The organism is Bradyrhizobium sp. SYSU BS000235, assembly GCF_049747295.1.
GTDB lineage: Bacteria > Pseudomonadota > Alphaproteobacteria > Rhizobiales > Xanthobacteraceae > Afipia.
The window spans coordinates 831,655-850,831 of sequence record NZ_JBMHJM010000001.1 but is presented as its reverse complement, the minus strand read 5'-3'; the positions used below and the strand labels follow the sequence as shown (position 1 = coordinate 850,831).

Sequence of the window (19,177 nt, the reverse complement as noted above, 5' to 3'; positions counted from 1 at the left end):
AGGCGGAGAGCAGGGTGATGCAGAGCCAGCAACACAGAGGCCCGAACGCTACGGGGGCAAAGCCCTCTTTTATAGCTGGTCCACTAAAAGTCGTTGCTCCCACGCAAGCGCGTGGCGGACGATCGTTTTGAGATCATCGTAGCGGGGAGACCATCGCAGCATCTCCGTCGCCCTTCGATTTGAGGCGACAAGCCTGGAGGGATCGCCAGCACGCCGATTCTGCACCCTGACTTCGAAGTCGACACCCGAGACATTCTTGACGACTTCGATGACTTCTTGAACGGAGAATCCGTTTGCGTAGCCGACGTTGCAGATCAGGTTCTCTTTTTCACGTCTCAAGTAAGCAAGCGCGGCGAGATGGGCCTGGACGAGATCCCCCACGTGGACATAGTCGCGGACGCAGGTGCCGTCTGACGTGGGATAGTCGTCACCAAAAATGTCCATGCCCGGACGTTTTCTCAGTGCGGCCTGGACTGCTATTTTGATCAGGTGGGTCGCCTTGACTGACGATTGGCCTGTTCTTCCGATCGGATCGGCCCCTGCCACATTGAAATATCGAAGAGCTGCGTAATTGATCGGATAAGCCTTCGCAACGTCCGCCAAAATCCACTCGACCATCAACTTGGATCGCCCATAAGGATTGATCGGGTTTGTTGGGTGATCCTCGGAAATAATCGCGGTGTTTGGTTCTCCGTAAACCGCCGCGCTCGACGAGAAAATGAAATGCGGGATACGGTGCCGCACTGCTGCATCGATGAGTGCGCGAGCGTTGCCGGTATTGTTTCTGTAATACCCCAATGGATCGACGGACGAATCCGCAACGATGATGTTTGCCGCGAAATGAACGATGGCGTTGACATCGTAGTTTTTCATGATGTCGTCGAGGAGGGCTTCGTCCCCGCAGTTGCCGTGAAAGAATGGCACAGACGGGGGGACGGCGGACCTGATGCCTGTAGAAAGATTATCGACCACGATCGGTTTGGCACCCGCGTCCAGCAGGGCCAGAGTCATGTGACTCCCGATATATCCAGCGCCGCCCGTGACAAGGACGTACTTCGTGTTCATGGTTGTTGTTCTTTTCGCGTCTCTATCCCGAGCGGAATTTGGGTATTTCATAGCGGAATAGTCAGCGCTTCGTCACAGCTAACCCGAGTTAGTACTAATGCAGACCCCGGTTCGTATTAATTCAGTGGTGCCGAATCCTGCGATCAGCGCGACGATGTATTAACTATCCTTTCACCTTCCGGGAGACGCGCTGGTTTCGCGTCTCGGTTGTCCATAAAATGCGCAGGAACTTTGGGCGACGTCGTCCACGCGTGAGGAAGTTGATGGTTGCGAAATCCAAGAGTAGGGAACGGCGTGATTTGGCAGGCGAAGACCGCCGCATCATGACGTATCAGGCGACGCAATCCGCGTTGGAGACCCTCGCGATTGAAGAACGCCGGACCTCCAATGATCGCAGACGCAGCCAGTTTGACCGTTGGCGAAAAGTTTTGTTGGGCGGCCTTCCCGTGGTCGCGGTGGATCGCGAGGAATCGGCACAGGCAATGGTCGATCACGCCTTGGAGCGCCGCGGATTATGGCGCTACCCGGCCTACATCACCTCCACGAACGGCGAGGTGACTTATCGATGCGCGGTGGATAAGACGGAGCGTTCGCTGTTCCTGGAAGCCGATGCTATTCACGCCGACGGTATGCCGCATGTCTTTGTGTCCCGGCTGCGCGGTGCCGTCCCGCTTCCTGAACGCGTTGCGACTTCTGATTTGTTCTACGACGTGGCAGCGAAGGCTGAGGCTGCAGGCGCCACCATGTTCATGCTTGGCGCGACCGAAGAAGCCAACGATGCGGCCGTGACGTCCGTCAAGCGGCGCTTTCCAAATCTCTCGATCGTCGGACACCGCCACGGCTATTTTCAAAATCGTGATGAAGAAGCCGAAGTCTGTGAACAGATTGCGAGACTAGAGCCGGACATCCTGTGGGTTTCGATGGGGGTGCCGCGGGAACAGGAATTCATCATCCGGAATCGCCATCGCCTTACGTCCGTAGGCGTTATCAAGACGTCCGGTGGTCTCTTCGATTTTCTATCGGGGACGAAACGACGGGCCCCACTGTGGGTCCAGAACGCCGGGTTGGAATGGCTTTGGCGCGTGTGCCTTGAGCCGAGGCGCTTGGGATGGCGTTATATCAAGACCAATCCACTGGCCTTGTATCTGCTTCTGACAAAATCCCGCTGATCGTGTGACGATGATGTCGGGGCGGACAATCACTCCGCCGGCGTGATCGCAGGTTGCCGCCAGTATCTCGAAATCAAGCGAAGGATCGAGCCGTCGATCTTCGCGGAGGAGACGGTCGAGGCTCTCAGCAGAACGGCCATACATGCAAATGAAAGCGTTGTCGCAACGACGGCACCCATGACCTGGAAGTGGGGAATAAGGATCAAGAACCCCGTCATTCGCAGCAGCACGGTTATTCCAATGACGCCGAGATAGCGGCCTTCGTGCCCGGTCAGCATCAGGATCGATCCTGATGGGCCTGCGGCAGCGACTGCTGCCATGCCCAGCGACAGCACAATAAGGGCGTCGTGATAGGGCACATAAGCACTACTGAAGGCCATCAAAATCCAGTGTCCGCCTCCGGCAATAACAATCATGCCGGCCACAATGACAGCCAAGGTGACGCCGGAAACCGTGTCCAGCAACGAGCCGAGTTGTGTAAATTGGCGGCGATAATACAGGTCTGGAATATGACGGGTCGAGAACATATGAATAGCGTCTGTCGCCATGGAAAAGGCGTTGGCCAGACGGCTGGTCACAAAGTAAGCGCCAGCGACTTCTGGGTTCATCAGAGCGCCGATAATCAGCACATCGATGTATTGGTTCGACGCTTCGAGGCTGTTGGACAGCCATAGCTTGAACGATCGTGCCCGCCATGAGGGTATATTGTAGGTCGCCTTGGCCATCATGAAGCCGGGGAAACGCTTCTGTAGGGTTCGCCAAAGCGTTACGATGTGAAATACAACGCAGCTGGCGGCACCCAGGGCCATCAGGAAGAAGACGACGCTGACATCGGCGATCGCACCGCGTCCAAGGCAGTGCAGGAGATAGACGATCGGAGGAATCGCCAGCGACAGATTGCCGAAGCCGTCTCCCGTCCCGACGCCGACTGCCGTTCGCACGAGATGCGACGTCGTCAGCAGAGCAGACAGCGCAATCAGGTAGAGTGTGATCGCCATCGCTATCGGCGCATCATAAGCCTTGATGAGCCAAACGTAGAGCGGGATTGCGACGAGGACGCTGCCAGCAAGGCAAACGAGGGAGCTGAAGATCAGAGCTCCCTTGAGGCAGTCCATCTGGCCAGCTGAAGAATATTCGTTCCAAAACCGCATCACGAGAACTTGCTGGCCTGCGGTTGCAACGATGCTGAACAGTCCTGCCGCGCTGAACAAAATCGAGTACGTGCCGAACGCTGATACGCCCAGCACCCGCGCAGCAAGGGAAATCAGTGCAAAGTTCAGGATCGTGATGGTCATCCGGAGAGCGAACACGCCCGCGATGCCACGCAAGGCCGAGCTCTTGCGAAGATCGGTGAGCTTGTAAATTGCAGCGGCAATCGTCACGTCGGGCGTCCTATTTGCAGCAATCAGCGCAAGCTCGGGGAGAAGCGTCTCAAAGCGGCCTTGAGCGGCTTTGCGCGGTGATAGACGAGTGAAACCACCGAACCCGTCAGTGAACGCGAGGACGTAAAGTTGTGAAGTCTGGTTTCCTCGACGCGGAATTGGGATTTGTATCCGGTATTCCCCAAGCCCATGTCGAGGCGATGCAGCCCGCGGTCGAATCGATACTTGATCACGCGGTAAAGCAGTTGCATGCCGATCGAGTACTTGCCGAACCGCTGAATATCGGAGCCGATCAGAACAGCATGAAATTCGTCCTCGTATGCGGGACCGAACAGGACGGCTACCGGCTTGCCGTTGAGATAGCTGACATAGGTGATCGCCTCGCCAGAACTCAGGCCCGCGATAGCGAAGTCGCAATAGAACTTCTCATATTTCTCGTTGTTCAGAAGGTCTTCATTGAAACGATCCTTCCGGGCGTTCTTGAGAAATTCGAACGCCTCCCGAATTTCGGCCTCGCTTTGCGCAGGCCGATGTTCATACGGACCGAACTCGCGCTCCACCTGACGAGCCAGTCGACCAAGCTCTTTGGAAAACTTTCTGCTGACTGTGCGGCGTTGCCACTGTTCGAAATCCGGGCCGGTTTCGCTGTGATAAGCCGCGTTCTCACTGGGACTGGCTGCCGTTTTTTTAAACAGCCGGCGCGCGTCGAATCCATCGTCCCTCACCTTGCGGAAAAACAGCACATCCGCAACGTCCAGCAGCCGATCAATGCGATCGAGAACGGAGTGATCGGCAGCGAGCGTCTCAAGAACCAGGGGATCTGCAACGATGGCGTTGTAGTCGCAAACACCGAAGTCGGCAGGCTGCAGAATGGAAATCCCCGAGGACTGCTGCAGGACCAGTGGGATCAACGCGACGAGTGCATGTTCGCGGTCTCTGATGGTTATTGTATACTGTTGTGCCGCGAGATGCGGCATTAGGTGGCGATGAATCGAATCAAGCCACAGTGGACTCTGAAAGGCAGTCGCGCGTTTGAGGCTGTAAAAAGTCCGGTATTCGTCGGACAGAAAATCGAAGTTAGGTTCGACGCGAACGTTCACGTCGATCTGGAATGATTTTCGAGCAAGCGCCAGCATCTCAACTTCCGGGATTATTGGATAGCGGCTTAACGGACGCTTACGCGTCCGTCCGCGTTTTCTGGAGCGATGCGGAAATCACGGGTCTTGACGACATCCCCGTCGATTTGGCGACCCATCTTCTTCCACAGGAGTGCCGATGCCGCTTTTGGATAGACATGCAGCCCATGATCGCTGGTCGATGTGTTCTGCAAACCGAGCGTGCGGCGTAACACGCCATTGCCATAGTGCACCGCGTAGGAATTCCAGATCGGTTTGGTCCAGTGCTCCATGGTCACGGATATATTCAGACAGTCGTGGTTTTCGACCTTATGGGGTGCGTAGAGCGGCCATGTCAGCATCTCGCCCGGCTGCAAATCGAAGGTCGTTGCGTAATCGTCAAACCACGCCCGATATGGCATATCCTCGTTGGTTTCGCGCAAAAGGATTTTCTCGATGCTCTTGGACGACATGAAGACGTCGGAACGAGGATAGATAAACACGCGCTTGACGCCGGAGATCTGCCAAAGCGACTGTCCCTGGATGTCCGCATGATAAGGAACTTTTGCGTTCGGGGAGGAGATCAGCACGCCAATGTTGCGCTTGAAGGTCTTCAGACCATCCATGCGGGCTTCGAACTCCGAGAAGATCTTGTTGAGGAGGTCGTTATATTCCGGCGCCCAGTCCATCACCCGGCGTATGTTCATCCACATACGGCCTTTCTCGATCGCTTCAATCGCTTCGAGCCCTGTTGCGTTACCGAGTTCACCGTAGATACGCTTGGGCGTCTCACCGTCGAAGCTGACCGATTCAAGTCCGAAATGAGATTGTGGGCAGCGCTCGATCAGCTTGCCGACGCTTTCTCTCGTGAACAGCCCAGTCTCTGCCAAGCGATGTCGGAGCTTGATTGCATGTTGGCCGAAAAGGCGCTCATGCTGCGCTTGCCAATCGGAAATGATATCGCGGTGCATGTTCATCGAGTTCATTTTTTTATGCTCCGGGTATGCAGCTAGCCATGCTTCTCGCGTGGAAATGCTCGGATACCGCTATGTGTACGCGCCTTTGACCGCATATAAAACGGAACAAGTCTAACAAATGCGATCGAGGTTAAAGCTCCTCTCAAAAGTGCTGGGAGCACAGCGGCAAATTTGAGGCTCGCATCGCGTTAACCTGAATAGTTCAACTTTTACGCAATCCGTTAAATGGCAAGTGGTGCTGATCCGTTACAATTTTCAACAGCTTGCGTGTAAATGCTAAGGGTCGTCATCGATGCCCGTGACGTGAGTTAGTTTGCAGATGCAAGATCGAATACCGCCCGGTGAAATCCTCCAAATTCTTGAGCCTCCGTTTCGCATTCTGGCGTGGCTTTGCCTTGCAGCGATCGCGGTCGTCACCGTTGGGCCGTTGAGTTGGCGCCCGGAAAGTGGACTATCACCGCAGATCGAGCGCTTCGCCGCGTTTGCTCTTGCCGGCCTGTTGTTTGCGACCGCTTACTCTCGGCACATCTTCATCGCCGCTGCGGTTGTCATCGCGGCAGCCATCGGATTCGAGTTGCTTCAATTGATAGAGCCCTCTCGTCATGGGAGGGTTTTCGATGCTGCCGTCAAGATTGTCGGCTCTACGACGGGACTGACGATCGGGTACATCTTTTCGAGGTTGGCCGCGCCACTCGCACGCATTCTCAGAGTGGCGCCGCGCTAGAACCCCGGAGTCCGAAATTTGGGTTGAATTTTGGTACCGTCGATGACTTCCAGGCGGCCGCTGCGATTGAGGGTGTGAAGCTTTCTTCCTCGGCGCGTCGCTTCCGGCCGGATGGTGTGCCGGACAATCTGCTTAAAGGTTGTCGGAGAAAGCTCGGTGACTTCGGCAAGCCCAAGTGCCGCGCCGTATCCCTCGCTGCAATTTTGGACCGGTCGCCAGAGCTGTCCGTTCAATCTGACAAAGTTTCCGGCGGGGCGCGCGCAGGATCGATCCACGAGAACGGGATTGCTAGCGTGAGGCTGCCATGGACCGAACAGACTCTTTGAGTGGTAAATTGACAGTGTGTCGGAGTATCCGCCGCCGCCGTCGCGCGACGCGCCAAAGAGATAATAAAGGCCATCGTGTTGTGTAATCGTCGCGTCCGAAAATGAAAGTCCGGACAGAAGCGTGGTGTGGCGTTCCCATTTGGCCGGGAACTCGATGCACTTGTAGAGAGCAACATCATTGTTTCCGAAGCTTTCCGGGATCATCCATAATTCGCCACCGTCTTCGATCAGGAACGGATAGGACAGGTGCCATGGTTCTTCCAGCACCCGGATGACGTCGCCTTTCGGTCCTCTCTCGTCGAATTCGATGGCTGAGATGACAGCCTTTCCGGCACGATGATCGAGGTCCTCGAAGAAGACGAAGGTTCTGCCTTTCCATGTGATGGGAAATGGGTCGGCATAACAGCGATATCCCGGATCCGAGATCGTCTGCCAGCGCGGCCCGGACAAGCCGGCATGTTTCCAGACGCCTTCGTCGTCGGTGTACCGCCACGCGACTTTCCAGTGAGGCGAGAAGCAGCAGAGATGGTATATCCGCTTTGCGACAGCGTCGGCGATGCCTCTCAACACATACGACGTCGCGGTTTGAGCGCGGTCGGGCGAGCCATATGCGATCGGTGGCGACAATCTTGGACGCCCGGCCAGGACTGCTTCGAGTAGCGTCATTGTCCGCGCTGTGACGGTCGCGAGCGCTCCGCTCAAGCCGTCTGCGACTTCGCTCGATGGCTGGCCCCGGTCGAGAACAGTTCCGTCACTCTCGTTGACGATTTCGATGACCGGCAGGTCTCCGGCAAGTATGGCGGCGAGTGCGCCATCTTCTCCAAAGATGCCGTTGTAGCGTGGGCGGAGATAGAGGGACGCGCTGCGATGAGAGGAGCGTGGGGCATTCGTAAAATCGATCACGATGTCCGGCTTGTGATCAGTATGTGGAAGCTGATCGACCGGCGACGTCAAAGGGTCGGCCTCGCAAGGCTTCCCTTTTCGTAAAAGCATGCGCTCGAGCTCGAACAGCATGTCGAGACTGGCTGGCTTGGGTGCGCCGGTCTGTGCCCATGCGACCTGAATATCGGCGGTCTTGCCGTCGATCATCATGGTCTTTCGCGTCATCCAGTTACGGGGACGCCTGGCGTCGCATCTGAATTCGACAATCATGCCACCGCCTTGTCCCGTTGGGGCTGAGACGCGCTATCCAGGAGGCGGACGTATTCATTTATCATCGTATCGACGGAGTAACGCGATGCGAGTCCATTGGCATTCGCCTGCAGTTCCGCACGGAGTTCCTGGTTTTCAACGATCTCAGACACGGCCGACAAAAACTTCGCATCGTCGGCTGCGTCGGCAAACAGCGCGGCCGGCTTTCCTTCATAGGAAAGCACTTCCCGCAGCACCGGAAGGTCCGCTGCGACTGTCGGAATGCCGGCGCTCGCCGCCTCGACGGCTGCAAGGCCGAACGTTTCGCCTTGCGTTGGGAATACGAAGACGTCGAGACCGGCGAGAAATGCACCGATCGCATTGGGTGAAAGCTCGCCGATAAAATGGACTCTGTCCGAAACTCCGATCTGCTTGGCTAACTGCCGCAGGCGCTCTTCGTCCGGGCCTTGGCCCGCGAGCGCGAGATGCCAATCAGGACGTTTCGGAAGCAGGCGTATTGCCGCGTCGAGACGCTTGGTGGGATTTAATCGCGAAACCGATCCCAGGAGAGTGACCTCTTGGGGAAGGTTGAAAGCCTGGCGAGCATCGAACTGTGAAATATCTGCCGTTTTCTGGTCGAACCCATGAGCGACGTAGTTCACTCGTTTCAGATAGCTGTTCGGGTAATTCGAATACTCGCGTTGCAGATCATGCGAGTTGACCGTGATGTAAGTGTAGAAGCCGAGGCTGCCCAGGATTTTATCGGCGGTGAGAACAAGCCGATTCATGGTTATGCGCGACGAAACCTGGTTGGCGATGATCGGCGCCGGACTCACCAATCTTGAAATGCCTCCGCCAATGACATTGCCATAGTGTTGGAACGTCAGGATTGCATCCCAGTCCCTCGACCGAACGAGTTGACCAAGCCTGTGAAGAAAGCGGAGAAAAGCAAACGGGCTTCCGGGGCGATTGGGTGCGCAGTAGGTCGTGTTCGGTTGCTCATCGAAGTGCGAAGATTTGCGATAGAAAAAGAGATTGTGGACCTCATAACCGCGTGCGGTTAAGCCCGCACCGACAAGCCGGGATATCTCCTGCGCGCCGGCGTTCTCGGCCTGCGTCTGAACGAGAAGAATACGGCGTCTCCGATTTATGTTCGATGGGCTTTGCATGAGGTTCATTGAGCTTGATCGCCCTGCGACTGCGTTATGCCCGGGCCGGCCGCTGCGAGTTTTCCCATGGGTTTGCCGAGCAGGATGAGCACCGAAGGGTCCATTCCGACCCAGCGACGGCAGAGAATGTTAAGAACGATCGTCACGATAACGAGGCTTATGGCGGTCGCCAGCGCTGCGCCCAGCAGGCCGAAGACTGGAATCAAGATCGCGAAGCCAATGAATCGCAGAATCACATTGCTTGCAACGATCCATGAATACCGCGCCTCGTGACCGGAAATCATCAACACCGCAGCCACGGGGCCTCCGGCGGCATAGGCTGCCGTGCCGACCGTAAGAATGAACAGCGTCCATTTGTACGTGACGAATGCGGGACCAAACAGTCCGAGAATTCTCTCTGCGCCAAATCCAATTGTCGCGATGCCGACGAGGACACATATCAATACGACCTCGCTCATCAACCTGAGAGTCCGGTTGAGATCGTCGAATTTTCGGGAAAAATAGAGAGAAGGTATTTGTCGCGTCGCATAGCTGTGCACGGCAGACAGTATGGTGGCGAACATGTTGGCCAGACGGGACGCAATAAAGTAGGCGCCTGCTGCGACCGGATCCAGCAGCCAATAGATGATAACCACGTCCAGATACTGATTGACTGTGGTCAGGATTGTCGAAGCCCAGAATCCGAATGACATTCTCGACCAGTCGCGGATCTGCCAGGTGGCATCGGCGTGAACGATGTTGCCTGGTATCACTCTCCCGATAACGAAGACCTGAATCGAAATCCCGATACTTATTGCTGCCGCGGCGAGAAGAAAGAACGTATCGATGTGAAGCGTTCCGCCGACGAGAATGATGGCAATCAGCGCAGCAACAACCAGCGAGCGCCAAAACAGCTCTCGCATCCCATCCGAAATGACAATCCCAACGATGGATCGGGCGACGTGGCTGGAGAGCGCAATGATTGAGCTTGCCACGAGAAATAAGGCTATCGCGATGATGAACTTAAGCGGCATTCCAAAGGCAAATAGGCCAAGACCCGCTGCAATGCTCAGCAAGGCAGGGGCGACGCAAACGATCGTTGTCGAAAATAGCAACGCTCCCTTGGCAAGGTCGGGTTGATTGGCGACCATATATTGATTGAGTGAGCGCAGGATGAACATTTCCTGCCCGAAAATCGCGATGATGCTTCCCATCTGACTGATGCTCAGCCATGTGGCTAGATGTCCGAAATCTTGAGACGACAGAACTCTCGCAGCCAGTGAGAACATCGCAAAGGCAACGAGTCCGCCGCCGGCCTGTATGACGATTGAGACCGCGAGGCCCTGAGCGACGTTACGGCGCCCTCTTTCGAAAAGGGCTCCAAGGATCGCACCTACTGTTCGCGATTTTGCGCTCGACTGGGACAATGAGGTGCTCGGCTAGAGACGGCGTTCTTTCTCGTTGCACTGCAAATATCACGCGATGAAGCGCTATTCATTCAATTCGAAGCAATGCGGTTAATCCATGCCTCAGTGGAACCAACAAAGTACGGTCAATGTCGTATCTGGTCCGGGAGCGGAGATGCAGATCGTTCGCGATGGCGCCGTTTAACAGTTGTTAAGAAGTTATCGGCGCGCGGGGTAACTGCCGATTAACCAACTACCACCGTCGTTATCAGCACGAGCGATCGCGTAACGGTAACCGGACTTGGCTGGCTTGATATTGAAGTCGGCACGGATGCGGACCAATCATCGGATGCCGTGGCTTCGCATTGCAGTCGAAGTCGGCGTCAAAATAGCCTCGAGATCCTCGAGGCTATCACTGCTGCAGGGCAAAATCCGGAGCGGAAATTTCTCCGACCCGATGACAGGCCACGGAGTGTCCTTCTGCATGGTCTTGCAGCATCGGCAATTCCTTGCGGCATCGTTCGACCACAAATGGACAGCGCTGCGCGAAGCGGCAGCCGGGTGGTGGGTCGACCGGGCTCGGTGGATCGCCTTTAACCAGATAATCTTTCTTCAGACGATCTCGCAGCGGTCCGGGCGGCGCGGCGGCTGCGATCAGCGACCAGCTATAGGGATGGGATGGCGCTGAGAAGAACACCCGAGCGGGCGCCTGTTCGACGATCTTGCCGAGATACATCACCGCGATTTCGTCGCAAAAATGCTGGATCACGCCGAGATCGTGCGAGATAAAAATATAAGTGAGCCCGCGCTCGCGCTGCAGCTTCTTCAACAGGTTCAAAATCTGCGCCTGAATGGCGACGTCGAGGGCAGACACGGCTTCGTCGCAAACGATCAGGTCCGGCTCCGGTGCAAGGGCTCGCGCGATGCACAGGCGTTGCCGCTGGCCGCCGGAGAACTGATGCGGGAACAGGTCGGCGGCCTGCGGCGGCAGACCGACTTCCGAAAGCAATTGCCGCACGCGGGCCTCGCGATCACGCGGCGAGCCGATCCCAAGGAGATCGAGCGGTTCGCGGATCAGGTCGCCGGCGCGTCGCCGCGGGTCGAGGGCGGAAAACGGATCCTGAAATACGATCTGGAATTTTCTGCGCGCGAGCCGCAGCCTCTCGCCCTGGAAATCGGCAATATTCTCGCCGCCGAACACGATCTGGCCCGATGTCATCGGGATCAGTCGCATCACAGCCTGGGCGGTGGTCGATTTTCCGGAACCGCTCTCGCCGACGATGCCGAAGGTCGTTCCGCGCCGAACACGAAAGCTCACGCCATCGACCGCGTGGACCTTCGATGGCGGACTGAACAGACCGCCGCGCCGGCCCGCCGGGAAATGCACCATAAGATCGTGGACGTCGAGCAAGACTTCGCTCGACGCTGGTTGAGGGAGCATGTTCAGACCGTCACTCACGGCGCGATCTCCTGATGGCGCCAGCACGACACCGCAGCAGCGGCACCGATACGATCGAGCGGCGGCTGGGGTTGCGAGCGGCAAACCTCGCCGGCAAAGGCGCATCGTGGCAGGAAGGCACAGTCAGGTCCCCGCGCGCCGAGTGGCGGCACCATTCCGGGAATTTCATCGAGAACGGCCGGGCCGTGGTCATTCGCACGGCCGAGCCGCAGATGCGGCACGCAGGCCATCAGGCCGCGCGTATAGGGATGGCGTGCGTGGGAAATGACCTCATGGGCAGCTCCTTGCTCGATGCATCGGCCGGCATAAAGCACGGCGACATCATCGGCGAGCTCCGAGACTGCGCCGAGATCGTGGGTGATCAGGACGATGGCGGTTTCGGTCTCGTCCTGTAGCTCGCTGAGGAGATCGAAGATCTGCGCTTGCACGGTGACATCGAGCGCGGTGGTGGGCTCGTCGGCGATGAGGAGCTTGGGCTTGCAGGCGAGCGCCATTGCGATCATCACGCGTTGCCGCATGCCGCCCGACAACTGGTGCGGATAGGCATTGACGCGCTGCTCTGCAGCCGGAATCTGGACAGCCTTGAGAAAGCCGATCGCCTGCTCGGTGGCGTCGCGCCGTCCCAGCTTGCGGTGCTGGCGCAAGACTTCGCCGATCTGGTCGCCAACCGTATAGAGCGGGTTGAGCGCCGTCATCGGCTCCTGGAAAATCATCGACATCTCGTTGCCGCGCAGGCTGCGCAGCTCTCTAGGCGACGCAGACAGCACGTCCTTGCCATCGAGTCGGATGCTGCCGGAGGTCACTTGAAAACTCTCTGGTAACAGCTGCATGATCGCGAGTGCGGTCATGCTCTTGCCGCAGCCGGATTCTCCGACCAGGGCCATCGTTTTGCCCCGCGCGACATCGAATGACAGATTTTCCAGCACGGGCACGCTGGCGCCGCCGCCGTTGATCGACACGCTGAGATTCTGGACCGAGAGCACAGGGGTCATAGTTCAGCCTCGCTTTCGCAGGCGCGGATTGATGGCATCGTTGATGCCGTCGCCGATCAGGCTGATGGCAAGCACTGCGATGAAGATCGCTGCGCCCGGAAAGGTCACGGCCCACCAGGCGTCGAGAACATAATTGCGGTTCTGCCCGAGCATGAGACCCCAGCTCATGGTATTGGGATCGCCAAGCCCGAGGAAGCTCAGGCCGCCTTCGAACAGGATTGCGACACCGATGGCGAGGGTCGCCGAGACGATGATCGGCGGCAGCGCGTTGGGCAGGATCACGCGCATGATGAGGTGGCCGCTGCCGGCCCCGGCTGCCCGTGAGGCTTTAACGAAATCGAGATTGCGAAGGCGCAGGAATTCCGCGCGGGTCAACCGCGCGGCCGACGGCCAACTGACGACGCCAATGGCGATCGTTACGATGGTGAGCGTTTGTCCGAACAATGTGACCAGAACCATCGCAAACAGCAGCGGCGGCAGGATCTGGAAGAACTCCGTGACTTTCATCAGCGCCGCGTCAATCGGGCCGCCGAAGAAACCAGCCAATGAGCCGATCGTGACGCCGATGGTGATGGTGATCACTGCAGCCACGCCACCGACGGTCAGAGTCGCGCGACCGCCACTGATCAGGCCGGCAAGGATATCGCGCCCAAGATAATCCGTGCCGAGCAGAGCGTCTTCTCCCGGCGGCGTGAAGGGGGCGCCGACGATATCGAGTGGGTCAATTCCATAGATATGCGCACCGAATACCGTGAATATCACGATGGCAAGCAGGACGATCGCACCGATAACGCCGGACGGGCTGCGGGCGAATTGGCGCAGCGCGACGGCCAACGGAGAGGAGGCAGCGCGAGCAGGCAGTGCGGTCTTTTCTGTTTTGATCATGCTGGTTTCGATCGCCGTCATCGTGCCCCCGAACGAATGCGTGGATCGACCAGACGATAGAGGAGATCGGTGAGAATATTCGCCGCCATCACGATCACGGCAGAGAAGAACAAGACCGCAAGCAATGTCGGGTAATCGCGACGCAGGATGGAATCGAATACCAGACGTCCCATGCCGGGCCAACTGAACACTGTTTCAACCAGAACTGCACCGGCGAACAGTTGGCCGAATTGCAAGCCAGCCACGGTGACGATCGGGATCAGCGTGTTGCGCAACGCGTGCTTGCCGATCACAACGATCTCCGGCAGGCCCTTGGCGCGCGCGGTGCGGACATAATCTGCAGTCAACGCATCAATCATGTTGACGCGCGAAAGCCGGCTATACTGGGCGATATAAACCAGCGCGAGTGTCGTCGCCGGTAGAACGAGATGCTGCAGCACATCGAGAAGATAGGCAAATCCAGCTTTCGGTCGTGCGACGTCGGTCATGCCGGTGACTGGCAGGATCGGCCACACCGATCCGAACAGCAGCAGCAACATCAGGCCGGTCCAGAACACCGGTGCGGCGTAGCCGATAAGGGACATCACCGTGACGGTTTGGCTGAAAAGCCCATTCGGCTTGCGGGCGCTGATCACGCCGAGCAGAGTTCCGAGCAACACCGATACCAGCAGCGCCGAAAGCACAAGGTAGAGCGTTGCCGGGATCCGCTGGGCGATGAGCCCGAGCACGGGTTCGTTGAAATAATAGGAATAACCAAAGTCGCCGGTCGCGACCTTGCCGAGATAGGTGAAGAGCTGGTGGACCAGACTCTGGTCGAGGCCGTATTTCACCCGCAGTGCGGCCATCACGTCGGCCGACGCGCCACCCATCTCACCGGCGATCACCATGGCGGGATCGCCGGGCGCTGCATGGATCAGGCAGAAATTGAGGACCAGCACGGCGAGCAGCAGGCCAAAAGCATTGGCCAGCCGACGCAGAACGTGAAGAACAAGATTCATGGTGCCGGACCGCCTGAGTAGCACCGAAGACCGTTAGGTCTTCGGTGGGGTTGCCCAATACAGTTCGTCGAGCGGCGACATCATGCCCCAGATCGTCGTGGGCAGACCGCTCAGGCCTTTTGCAAACACGTTACGATAGGGCGTCGAGTTGATGTAATAGACAGGGACATCGGACACGACGATCTTTTGGAATTCTGAATAGAGGGCCTTGCGCTTTTCAGGCGATGTTTCCTGGGCAGCTGCGTTCAGAAGTTCGTCGACCTTCGGGTTGCTGTATTGTTGAGTGTTGGACCAGATCACACCCTTGTGGATATTGCTGGAGAGATAGGTGCGATTGACGCCGATGACGGGGTCGCCCCAGTTGAAGACGACGTCCATGGTCAAATCGAAATCGTAGTTCGAAATGCGTTGCGCCCAGGTTGGGAAATCAGGAGCCGCGCGGACTTCCAGATTGATGCCGACCTGCTTGAGTTGTGAGCGAAGATATTCGGCGACATTGCGCTGCTGCTCTTCATCGCCCGGGATGTAGTCGATGGTGAGCGTCATCCGCGAGCCATCTGGCTTCTTGGTATAACCGGCCTCGTCGAGCAGCTTTTGTGACTTGGCGAGATCGAGCTTGTACATTTCGACGCCGGGTTCATCGAGCGGCGATCCTGGCGCGATCGGACTGGTGGCGATTTTCGCCTTACCGCCCATCAGTTTGCCGACGATAAATTCACGATTGGCTGCGTATGCGATGGCCTGGCGGACACGCACATCATCAAGCGGCTTCTTCTTGGTATTGAAGGCCAGCCAATTAAGAGGCCCCACAGCGGCATAGCCTTTCTCCGTGACGACGACATTCGGCATTTTCTCGAGCCGAGCGATATCACGAACATTCGAGATGAAAGGCAGCGCGTTCACATCACCGCTTTCGAGCGAGACCATAGCGGCCTTGGTATCCGAGACGAGCTTGACGACGATCTTGTCGAGCTTCGGCCTGCCGGGGATGAAGAATTTATCAAATTTCTCCAGCGTGAAATATTCGCCTTGCTTGTATTCGGTCAGGCGAAACGGGCCGGAGCCGATCGGCTTCAGATTGGCCGGATGGGATTTGATGTCTTGGCCGTCACCATAGACGTGTTTCGGCAGAATCGGCATCAAAGCCGGAGACATCGCCAGCAGCAGCGCCGGATGCGGATGTTTGAGGCGGATGATCGCCGTCAACTTGTCCGGTGTGTCCACCTTTTCGACCGGGGCCAGCATGCTCTGGAACGGATGGTTCGCCTTGATCGTCATGATCGAGAAGGCGACATCTTCCGATGTCACTGGCTTACCGTCGTGGAAGACGGCGTTATCGACCAGGTGCAGCGTCACCGATAGGCCGTCAGGTGCGACTTCCCAGGATTTGGCGAGATAGGGCTTCGGATTCCAGTTATCGTCATAGCGTAACGGGCTCGCGAAGATCTGCGTGCTCGGCAGCGCGGTGGCGACACCGGATTGCACGGCGCCGTTGAAGTGACGCGGCACCTGGGTGGATGCGATGACCAGCGTGCCGCCATCGGCGGCGGTTGCTGACCTCATACCGGGGGCGACGATGCTCGCGGCGAGGGCGATGCTGAAGGCATACTTTAGAAACGACGATTTCAGCGATGGGGTCGGCAATGACCAAGTCGAAGACATGGAATCTGTCCTTCTCTCAAAGGGTGAGTTCGGCTTGACTGCGGTTGATATCCGCATTTGTTATGTGTGTTTGTGATGTGTCGATCAGCGCGCCATCGAGAATGGTGTCAAGTATGCTGACATCGGGCAAAGCATCGGTGCCGACGCCGACCAGCATGATATCGTCTTGACTGGCCATCTCGTCGGGAGCAGGCGACAAAGCCCAATCCTGTCCGACCATTTGCAACAGCGACGCCAAAGCGTCGCCCGCGAGCCGACATGAGCCTTTCAGGCGCAGCAGTTGCGGCGGCAAAGCAGATAGCGCGCGTTCCAGCTTTGCGGGATCGAAAGCTCCATTCCGTCGATAGGACCAGCGGCGGAACACGCGCTCATGGTCCGCGCGATCTCCGGCTTCGATCGCAGTGAAGCGGGCCACGGTTGCCTGCGCGCCGTTCGGCAGGTCTGGCAGCGTATGTTGAGTCGTCTCGACGACCGACATTCCATGACGCAGAGCTGCGACATCGGCACGAGCGGCGGCGACCTCGGCACGGGTGAGGAGATCCACCTTGTTGAGCAGCACCATATTGCAGTGCGCGAACTGATTGCGAACGGTGTCGCCAACGCGTGCGTCGACAAGCAGACCCGAAATCCGTGCGGCATCCGCCACCACAACGACGGCGTTCAGGCGGAGGCCAGGTTCGACCAGCGCGATCTCGGCGATACGCCAGGGATCGCCGACGCCGCTCGCCTCGATGATGATGTGATTGAACGGGGTCTCATTGTCGAGAATCTTGCCCAGCGTTTCCAGAAAGCCGTCGCCGATGCTGCAGCAGACGCAGCCATTGGCCAATGTCATGGTGGTGCCGTCGTGCTGAACGATCAGGCTTGCATCAACATTGATCGCGCCGAAATCGTTGACCAGCACCGCGTAGCGCTCACCGCCGTTACGAAGGAGATGATTGAGAAACGTCGTCTTCCCGGCGCCGAGAAAGCCGCCGATGACCGTTACAGGGGTTTTTGCATGCGACCCTGCCATCATGCGCGCGGCGCCTCCCGCACGTGTCCACCCACCACGGTACCCCAGACTGCGATGTCCTTGAGCTTCTCCGGCGCAACCTCTAGCGGATTCTCTTCGAGGACGGCGAAGTCGGCATATTTGCCGGCTTCGATGCTGCCAACCATGTGATCGAGCTTGAGCGTATAGGCTGCACCGATGGTGACGGCGGCGAGAGCCTGTTCCACTGTGAGAGCTTCGGTTTCTTTGCCGAGCACGCGACCGCCGGATGAGACACGGTTGACGGCGCACCACGCCGTGAACAGCGGACTCAATGGGGTCACGGGCGCGTCCGAATGGATTGCATAAGGAACCCCGATGCGTTGTGCCGTTCCAGTTGCGTCGAGCCGGTTCGCGCGTTCCGGTCCCATGGTCAGATCGAAGTGCGAGTCACCCCAATAGTAGACATGATTGGCGAACAGGTTGACGCACATGCCAAGCGCCTTCATGCGCTTGAACTGCGCAGCATCCGCCATCTGGCAGTGTTGCAGCGTGTGTCGATGATCGGGGCGCGGCATCGCCGTCTGTGCGGCCTCGACGGCATCGAGCGCCAATTCGGTCGCTTCGTCACCGTTGGTGTGGATGTGCAACTGGATGCCGGCGTTATGATAGGCGCCGACGATCGACGGCAGCTCTTCAGGGGCGATGTACCACAGGCCATTGGGGGCACCGTTGTGATAGCCGGGCCAACGCACCCGTGCGGTGAAGCCCTGGATCGAGCCATCGACCACCAGCTTGACGATGCCGTAATGCAGCTTGTCGTTGTTGGTCGCGCGCAGCGCCTTGACTTTCTCGATCCCTTGCGCGGGAGCGTGCGACACTGAAGCCATCGCTGGCACCAGCCGCACGGAAAAATCCGGACGGCGGCTCGCGGCTTGATAGACCTCGACCGTCTGGTCGGCGAGGTCGTTGTGCAGGTCGGTAATCGTCGTCACACCCTGCACGCAGGCGGATGCGGCGTAGCGGTTGACGTCGTCGACCTTCAGATTGCCGGAGAGCGGATTGCCGCCGAGCACACGGAATACGCGGAAGCGCGCGGCAATGCCCTGGAGTTCGCCGCTCGGTTTACCGTCCGTGCCCATGATCACGCCAGAGATATTAGCGGTGTGATCGAGTTCGGCGCGCTGCAACACAGTCGTGTTGACATTGCTGATATGGAAACTGGCGTGAATGACCATGATCGGTCGCGTGGCTGAGACGCGGTCGAGATCCTGCCGCGTTAACCGCACACCGCCGATGTGCAGGGGATCGAAGCCCCAGGCGAACAGCGGCGCTTCAGGGTCGGTCATTGCGGCTTCGGCTTCTTTCAGTCGTGCGACGATAGCCTCAATAGTCGCAAGTCCTTCGACGAGCTTGCCTTCGGGTGAGCGGCGGTTGCCAGCCCCGACATAAGGCAGCGACCACATCATGCCCTCCATGATGTGGCTGTGGCCCTCCACGAAGCCGGGCAACAGCACCTTGTCCTTGAAGCGATCGTCGATCTTCACGTCCGCCGATCCACAGATTTCGTCGAAGGTGCCCACGGCAACGATCCGACCATCCCGCACTGCGACATGCGTTGCCGATGGCCGCGACGGGTTCATGGTTACAATTTCGCGAGCGGAGAAGACGACCGTGTTCGTAGGCACTTGGACTTTCCTCGAGAGCTTCTTTTTTTAGAGCGTGCGGTTTCGTTATGCACCAAGCCAGCGCCAGATCATACGTA

At 57.9% G+C, this 19,177-nt stretch carries 16 protein-coding genes; 2 read left to right on the top strand and 14 right to left on the bottom strand.

All coding sequences use genetic code 11. The annotated features are described in order from the left end of the window. Positions 1 to 69: 69 nt before the first annotated feature. The gene (gene galE, locus ACP0KA_RS03920; RefSeq protein WP_424627528.1) at positions 70 to 1,065 is read right to left on the bottom strand and encodes a UDP-glucose 4-epimerase GalE; all 996 of its coding nucleotides are present in this window, start codon (positions 1,063 to 1,065) and stop codon (positions 70 to 72) included. A gap of 323 nt (positions 1,066 to 1,388) precedes the next feature. On the opposite strand from galE, the gene ACP0KA_RS03915 reads away from it, so the two are divergent. Next, positions 1,389 to 2,234, top strand: coding sequence for a WecB/TagA/CpsF family glycosyltransferase (locus tag ACP0KA_RS03915; RefSeq protein WP_424631482.1), 846 nt, complete (start codon positions 1,389 to 1,391; stop codon positions 2,232 to 2,234). 29 nt (positions 2,235 to 2,263) lie between these two features. Here the strand turns inward: ACP0KA_RS03915 and ACP0KA_RS03910 are convergent, their stop codons facing one another. Genes ACP0KA_RS03910 through ACP0KA_RS03900 form a run of 3 tightly spaced genes read right to left on the bottom strand, consistent with a single transcriptional unit; the run spans position 2,264 to position 5,717 of the window. After that, the gene (locus ACP0KA_RS03910; RefSeq protein ID WP_424627527.1) at positions 2,264 to 3,616 is read right to left on the bottom strand and encodes a lipopolysaccharide biosynthesis protein; all 1,353 of its coding nucleotides are present in this window, start codon (positions 3,614 to 3,616) and stop codon (positions 2,264 to 2,266) included. Between the two features lie 23 nt (positions 3,617 to 3,639). Then, positions 3,640 to 4,752 (bottom strand): GNAT family N-acetyltransferase, encoded by a 1,113-nt coding sequence (locus ACP0KA_RS03905; protein ID WP_424627526.1) that lies wholly within the window; start codon positions 4,750 to 4,752, stop codon positions 3,640 to 3,642. Positions 4,753 to 4,781: 29 nt separating this feature from the next. After that, positions 4,782 to 5,717, bottom strand: a complete 936-nt coding sequence (locus ACP0KA_RS03900) for a hypothetical protein (protein WP_424627525.1) — start codon at positions 5,715 to 5,717, stop codon at positions 4,782 to 4,784. A gap of 310 nt (positions 5,718 to 6,027) precedes the next feature. On the opposite strand from ACP0KA_RS03900, the gene ACP0KA_RS03895 reads away from it, so the two are divergent. Further along, positions 6,028 to 6,432 carry a hypothetical protein gene (locus tag ACP0KA_RS03895; protein WP_424627524.1) on the top strand — a complete coding sequence of 135 codons (405 nt, stop codon included), beginning with the start codon at positions 6,028 to 6,030 and terminating at the stop codon, positions 6,430 to 6,432. Here ACP0KA_RS03895 and ACP0KA_RS03890 read toward each other — a convergent pair. The 10 genes from ACP0KA_RS03890 to ACP0KA_RS03845 all read right to left on the bottom strand — a co-directional run bounded on the left by ACP0KA_RS03890 (position 6,429) and on the right by ACP0KA_RS03845 (position 19,100). Further along, complete coding sequence (locus ACP0KA_RS03890) at positions 6,429 to 7,910, bottom strand: glucosamine inositolphosphorylceramide transferase family protein (RefSeq protein ID WP_424627523.1); 1,482 nt, start codon at positions 7,908 to 7,910, stop codon at positions 6,429 to 6,431. The genes ACP0KA_RS03895 and ACP0KA_RS03890 overlap by 4 nt on opposite strands. Next, positions 7,907 to 9,067, bottom strand: coding sequence for a glycosyltransferase family 4 protein (locus ACP0KA_RS03885; protein WP_424627522.1), 1,161 nt, complete (start codon positions 9,065 to 9,067; stop codon positions 7,907 to 7,909). Before ACP0KA_RS03885 ends, ACP0KA_RS03890 begins: the two co-directional genes overlap by 4 nt. Continuing rightward, the gene (locus ACP0KA_RS03880) at positions 9,064 to 10,464 is read right to left on the bottom strand and encodes a polysaccharide biosynthesis C-terminal domain-containing protein (protein WP_424627521.1); all 1,401 of its coding nucleotides are present in this window, start codon (positions 10,462 to 10,464) and stop codon (positions 9,064 to 9,066) included. Before ACP0KA_RS03880 ends, ACP0KA_RS03885 begins: the two co-directional genes overlap by 4 nt. Before the next feature lie 391 nt (positions 10,465 to 10,855). Beyond that, positions 10,856 to 11,884 (bottom strand): ABC transporter ATP-binding protein, encoded by a 1,029-nt coding sequence (locus ACP0KA_RS03875; protein WP_424631481.1) that lies wholly within the window; start codon positions 11,882 to 11,884, stop codon positions 10,856 to 10,858. A 14-nt stretch (positions 11,885 to 11,898) separates the two neighbouring features. Further along, a complete protein-coding gene (locus ACP0KA_RS03870; RefSeq protein ID WP_424627520.1) occupies positions 11,899 to 12,894 on the bottom strand; it encodes an ABC transporter ATP-binding protein in 996 nt (331 codons plus the stop codon). 3 nt (positions 12,895 to 12,897) lie between these two features. Beyond that, positions 12,898 to 13,779: an ABC transporter permease gene (locus ACP0KA_RS03865; protein ID WP_424627519.1), complete on the bottom strand. Its 882-nt coding sequence runs from the start codon at positions 13,777 to 13,779 to the stop codon at positions 12,898 to 12,900. Between the two features lie 17 nt (positions 13,780 to 13,796). Beyond that, positions 13,797 to 14,777, bottom strand: a complete 981-nt coding sequence (locus tag ACP0KA_RS03860; protein ID WP_424627518.1) for an ABC transporter permease — start codon at positions 14,775 to 14,777, stop codon at positions 13,797 to 13,799. A 33-nt stretch (positions 14,778 to 14,810) separates the two neighbouring features. After that, the gene (locus tag ACP0KA_RS03855) at positions 14,811 to 16,439 is read right to left on the bottom strand and encodes an ABC transporter substrate-binding protein (protein ID WP_424627517.1); all 1,629 of its coding nucleotides are present in this window, start codon (positions 16,437 to 16,439) and stop codon (positions 14,811 to 14,813) included. 16 nt (positions 16,440 to 16,455) lie between these two features. Beyond that, entirely contained in the window at positions 16,456 to 17,457 is a 1,002-nt protein-coding gene (locus tag ACP0KA_RS03850; RefSeq protein WP_424627516.1) for a CobW family GTP-binding protein, read from the bottom strand. Next, entirely contained in the window at positions 17,454 to 19,100 is a 1,647-nt protein-coding gene (locus ACP0KA_RS03845) for an amidohydrolase (RefSeq protein WP_424627515.1), read from the bottom strand. The genes ACP0KA_RS03850 and ACP0KA_RS03845 overlap by 4 nt, the downstream gene beginning before the upstream one ends. Between the last annotated feature and the right edge of the window lie 77 nt (positions 19,101 to 19,177).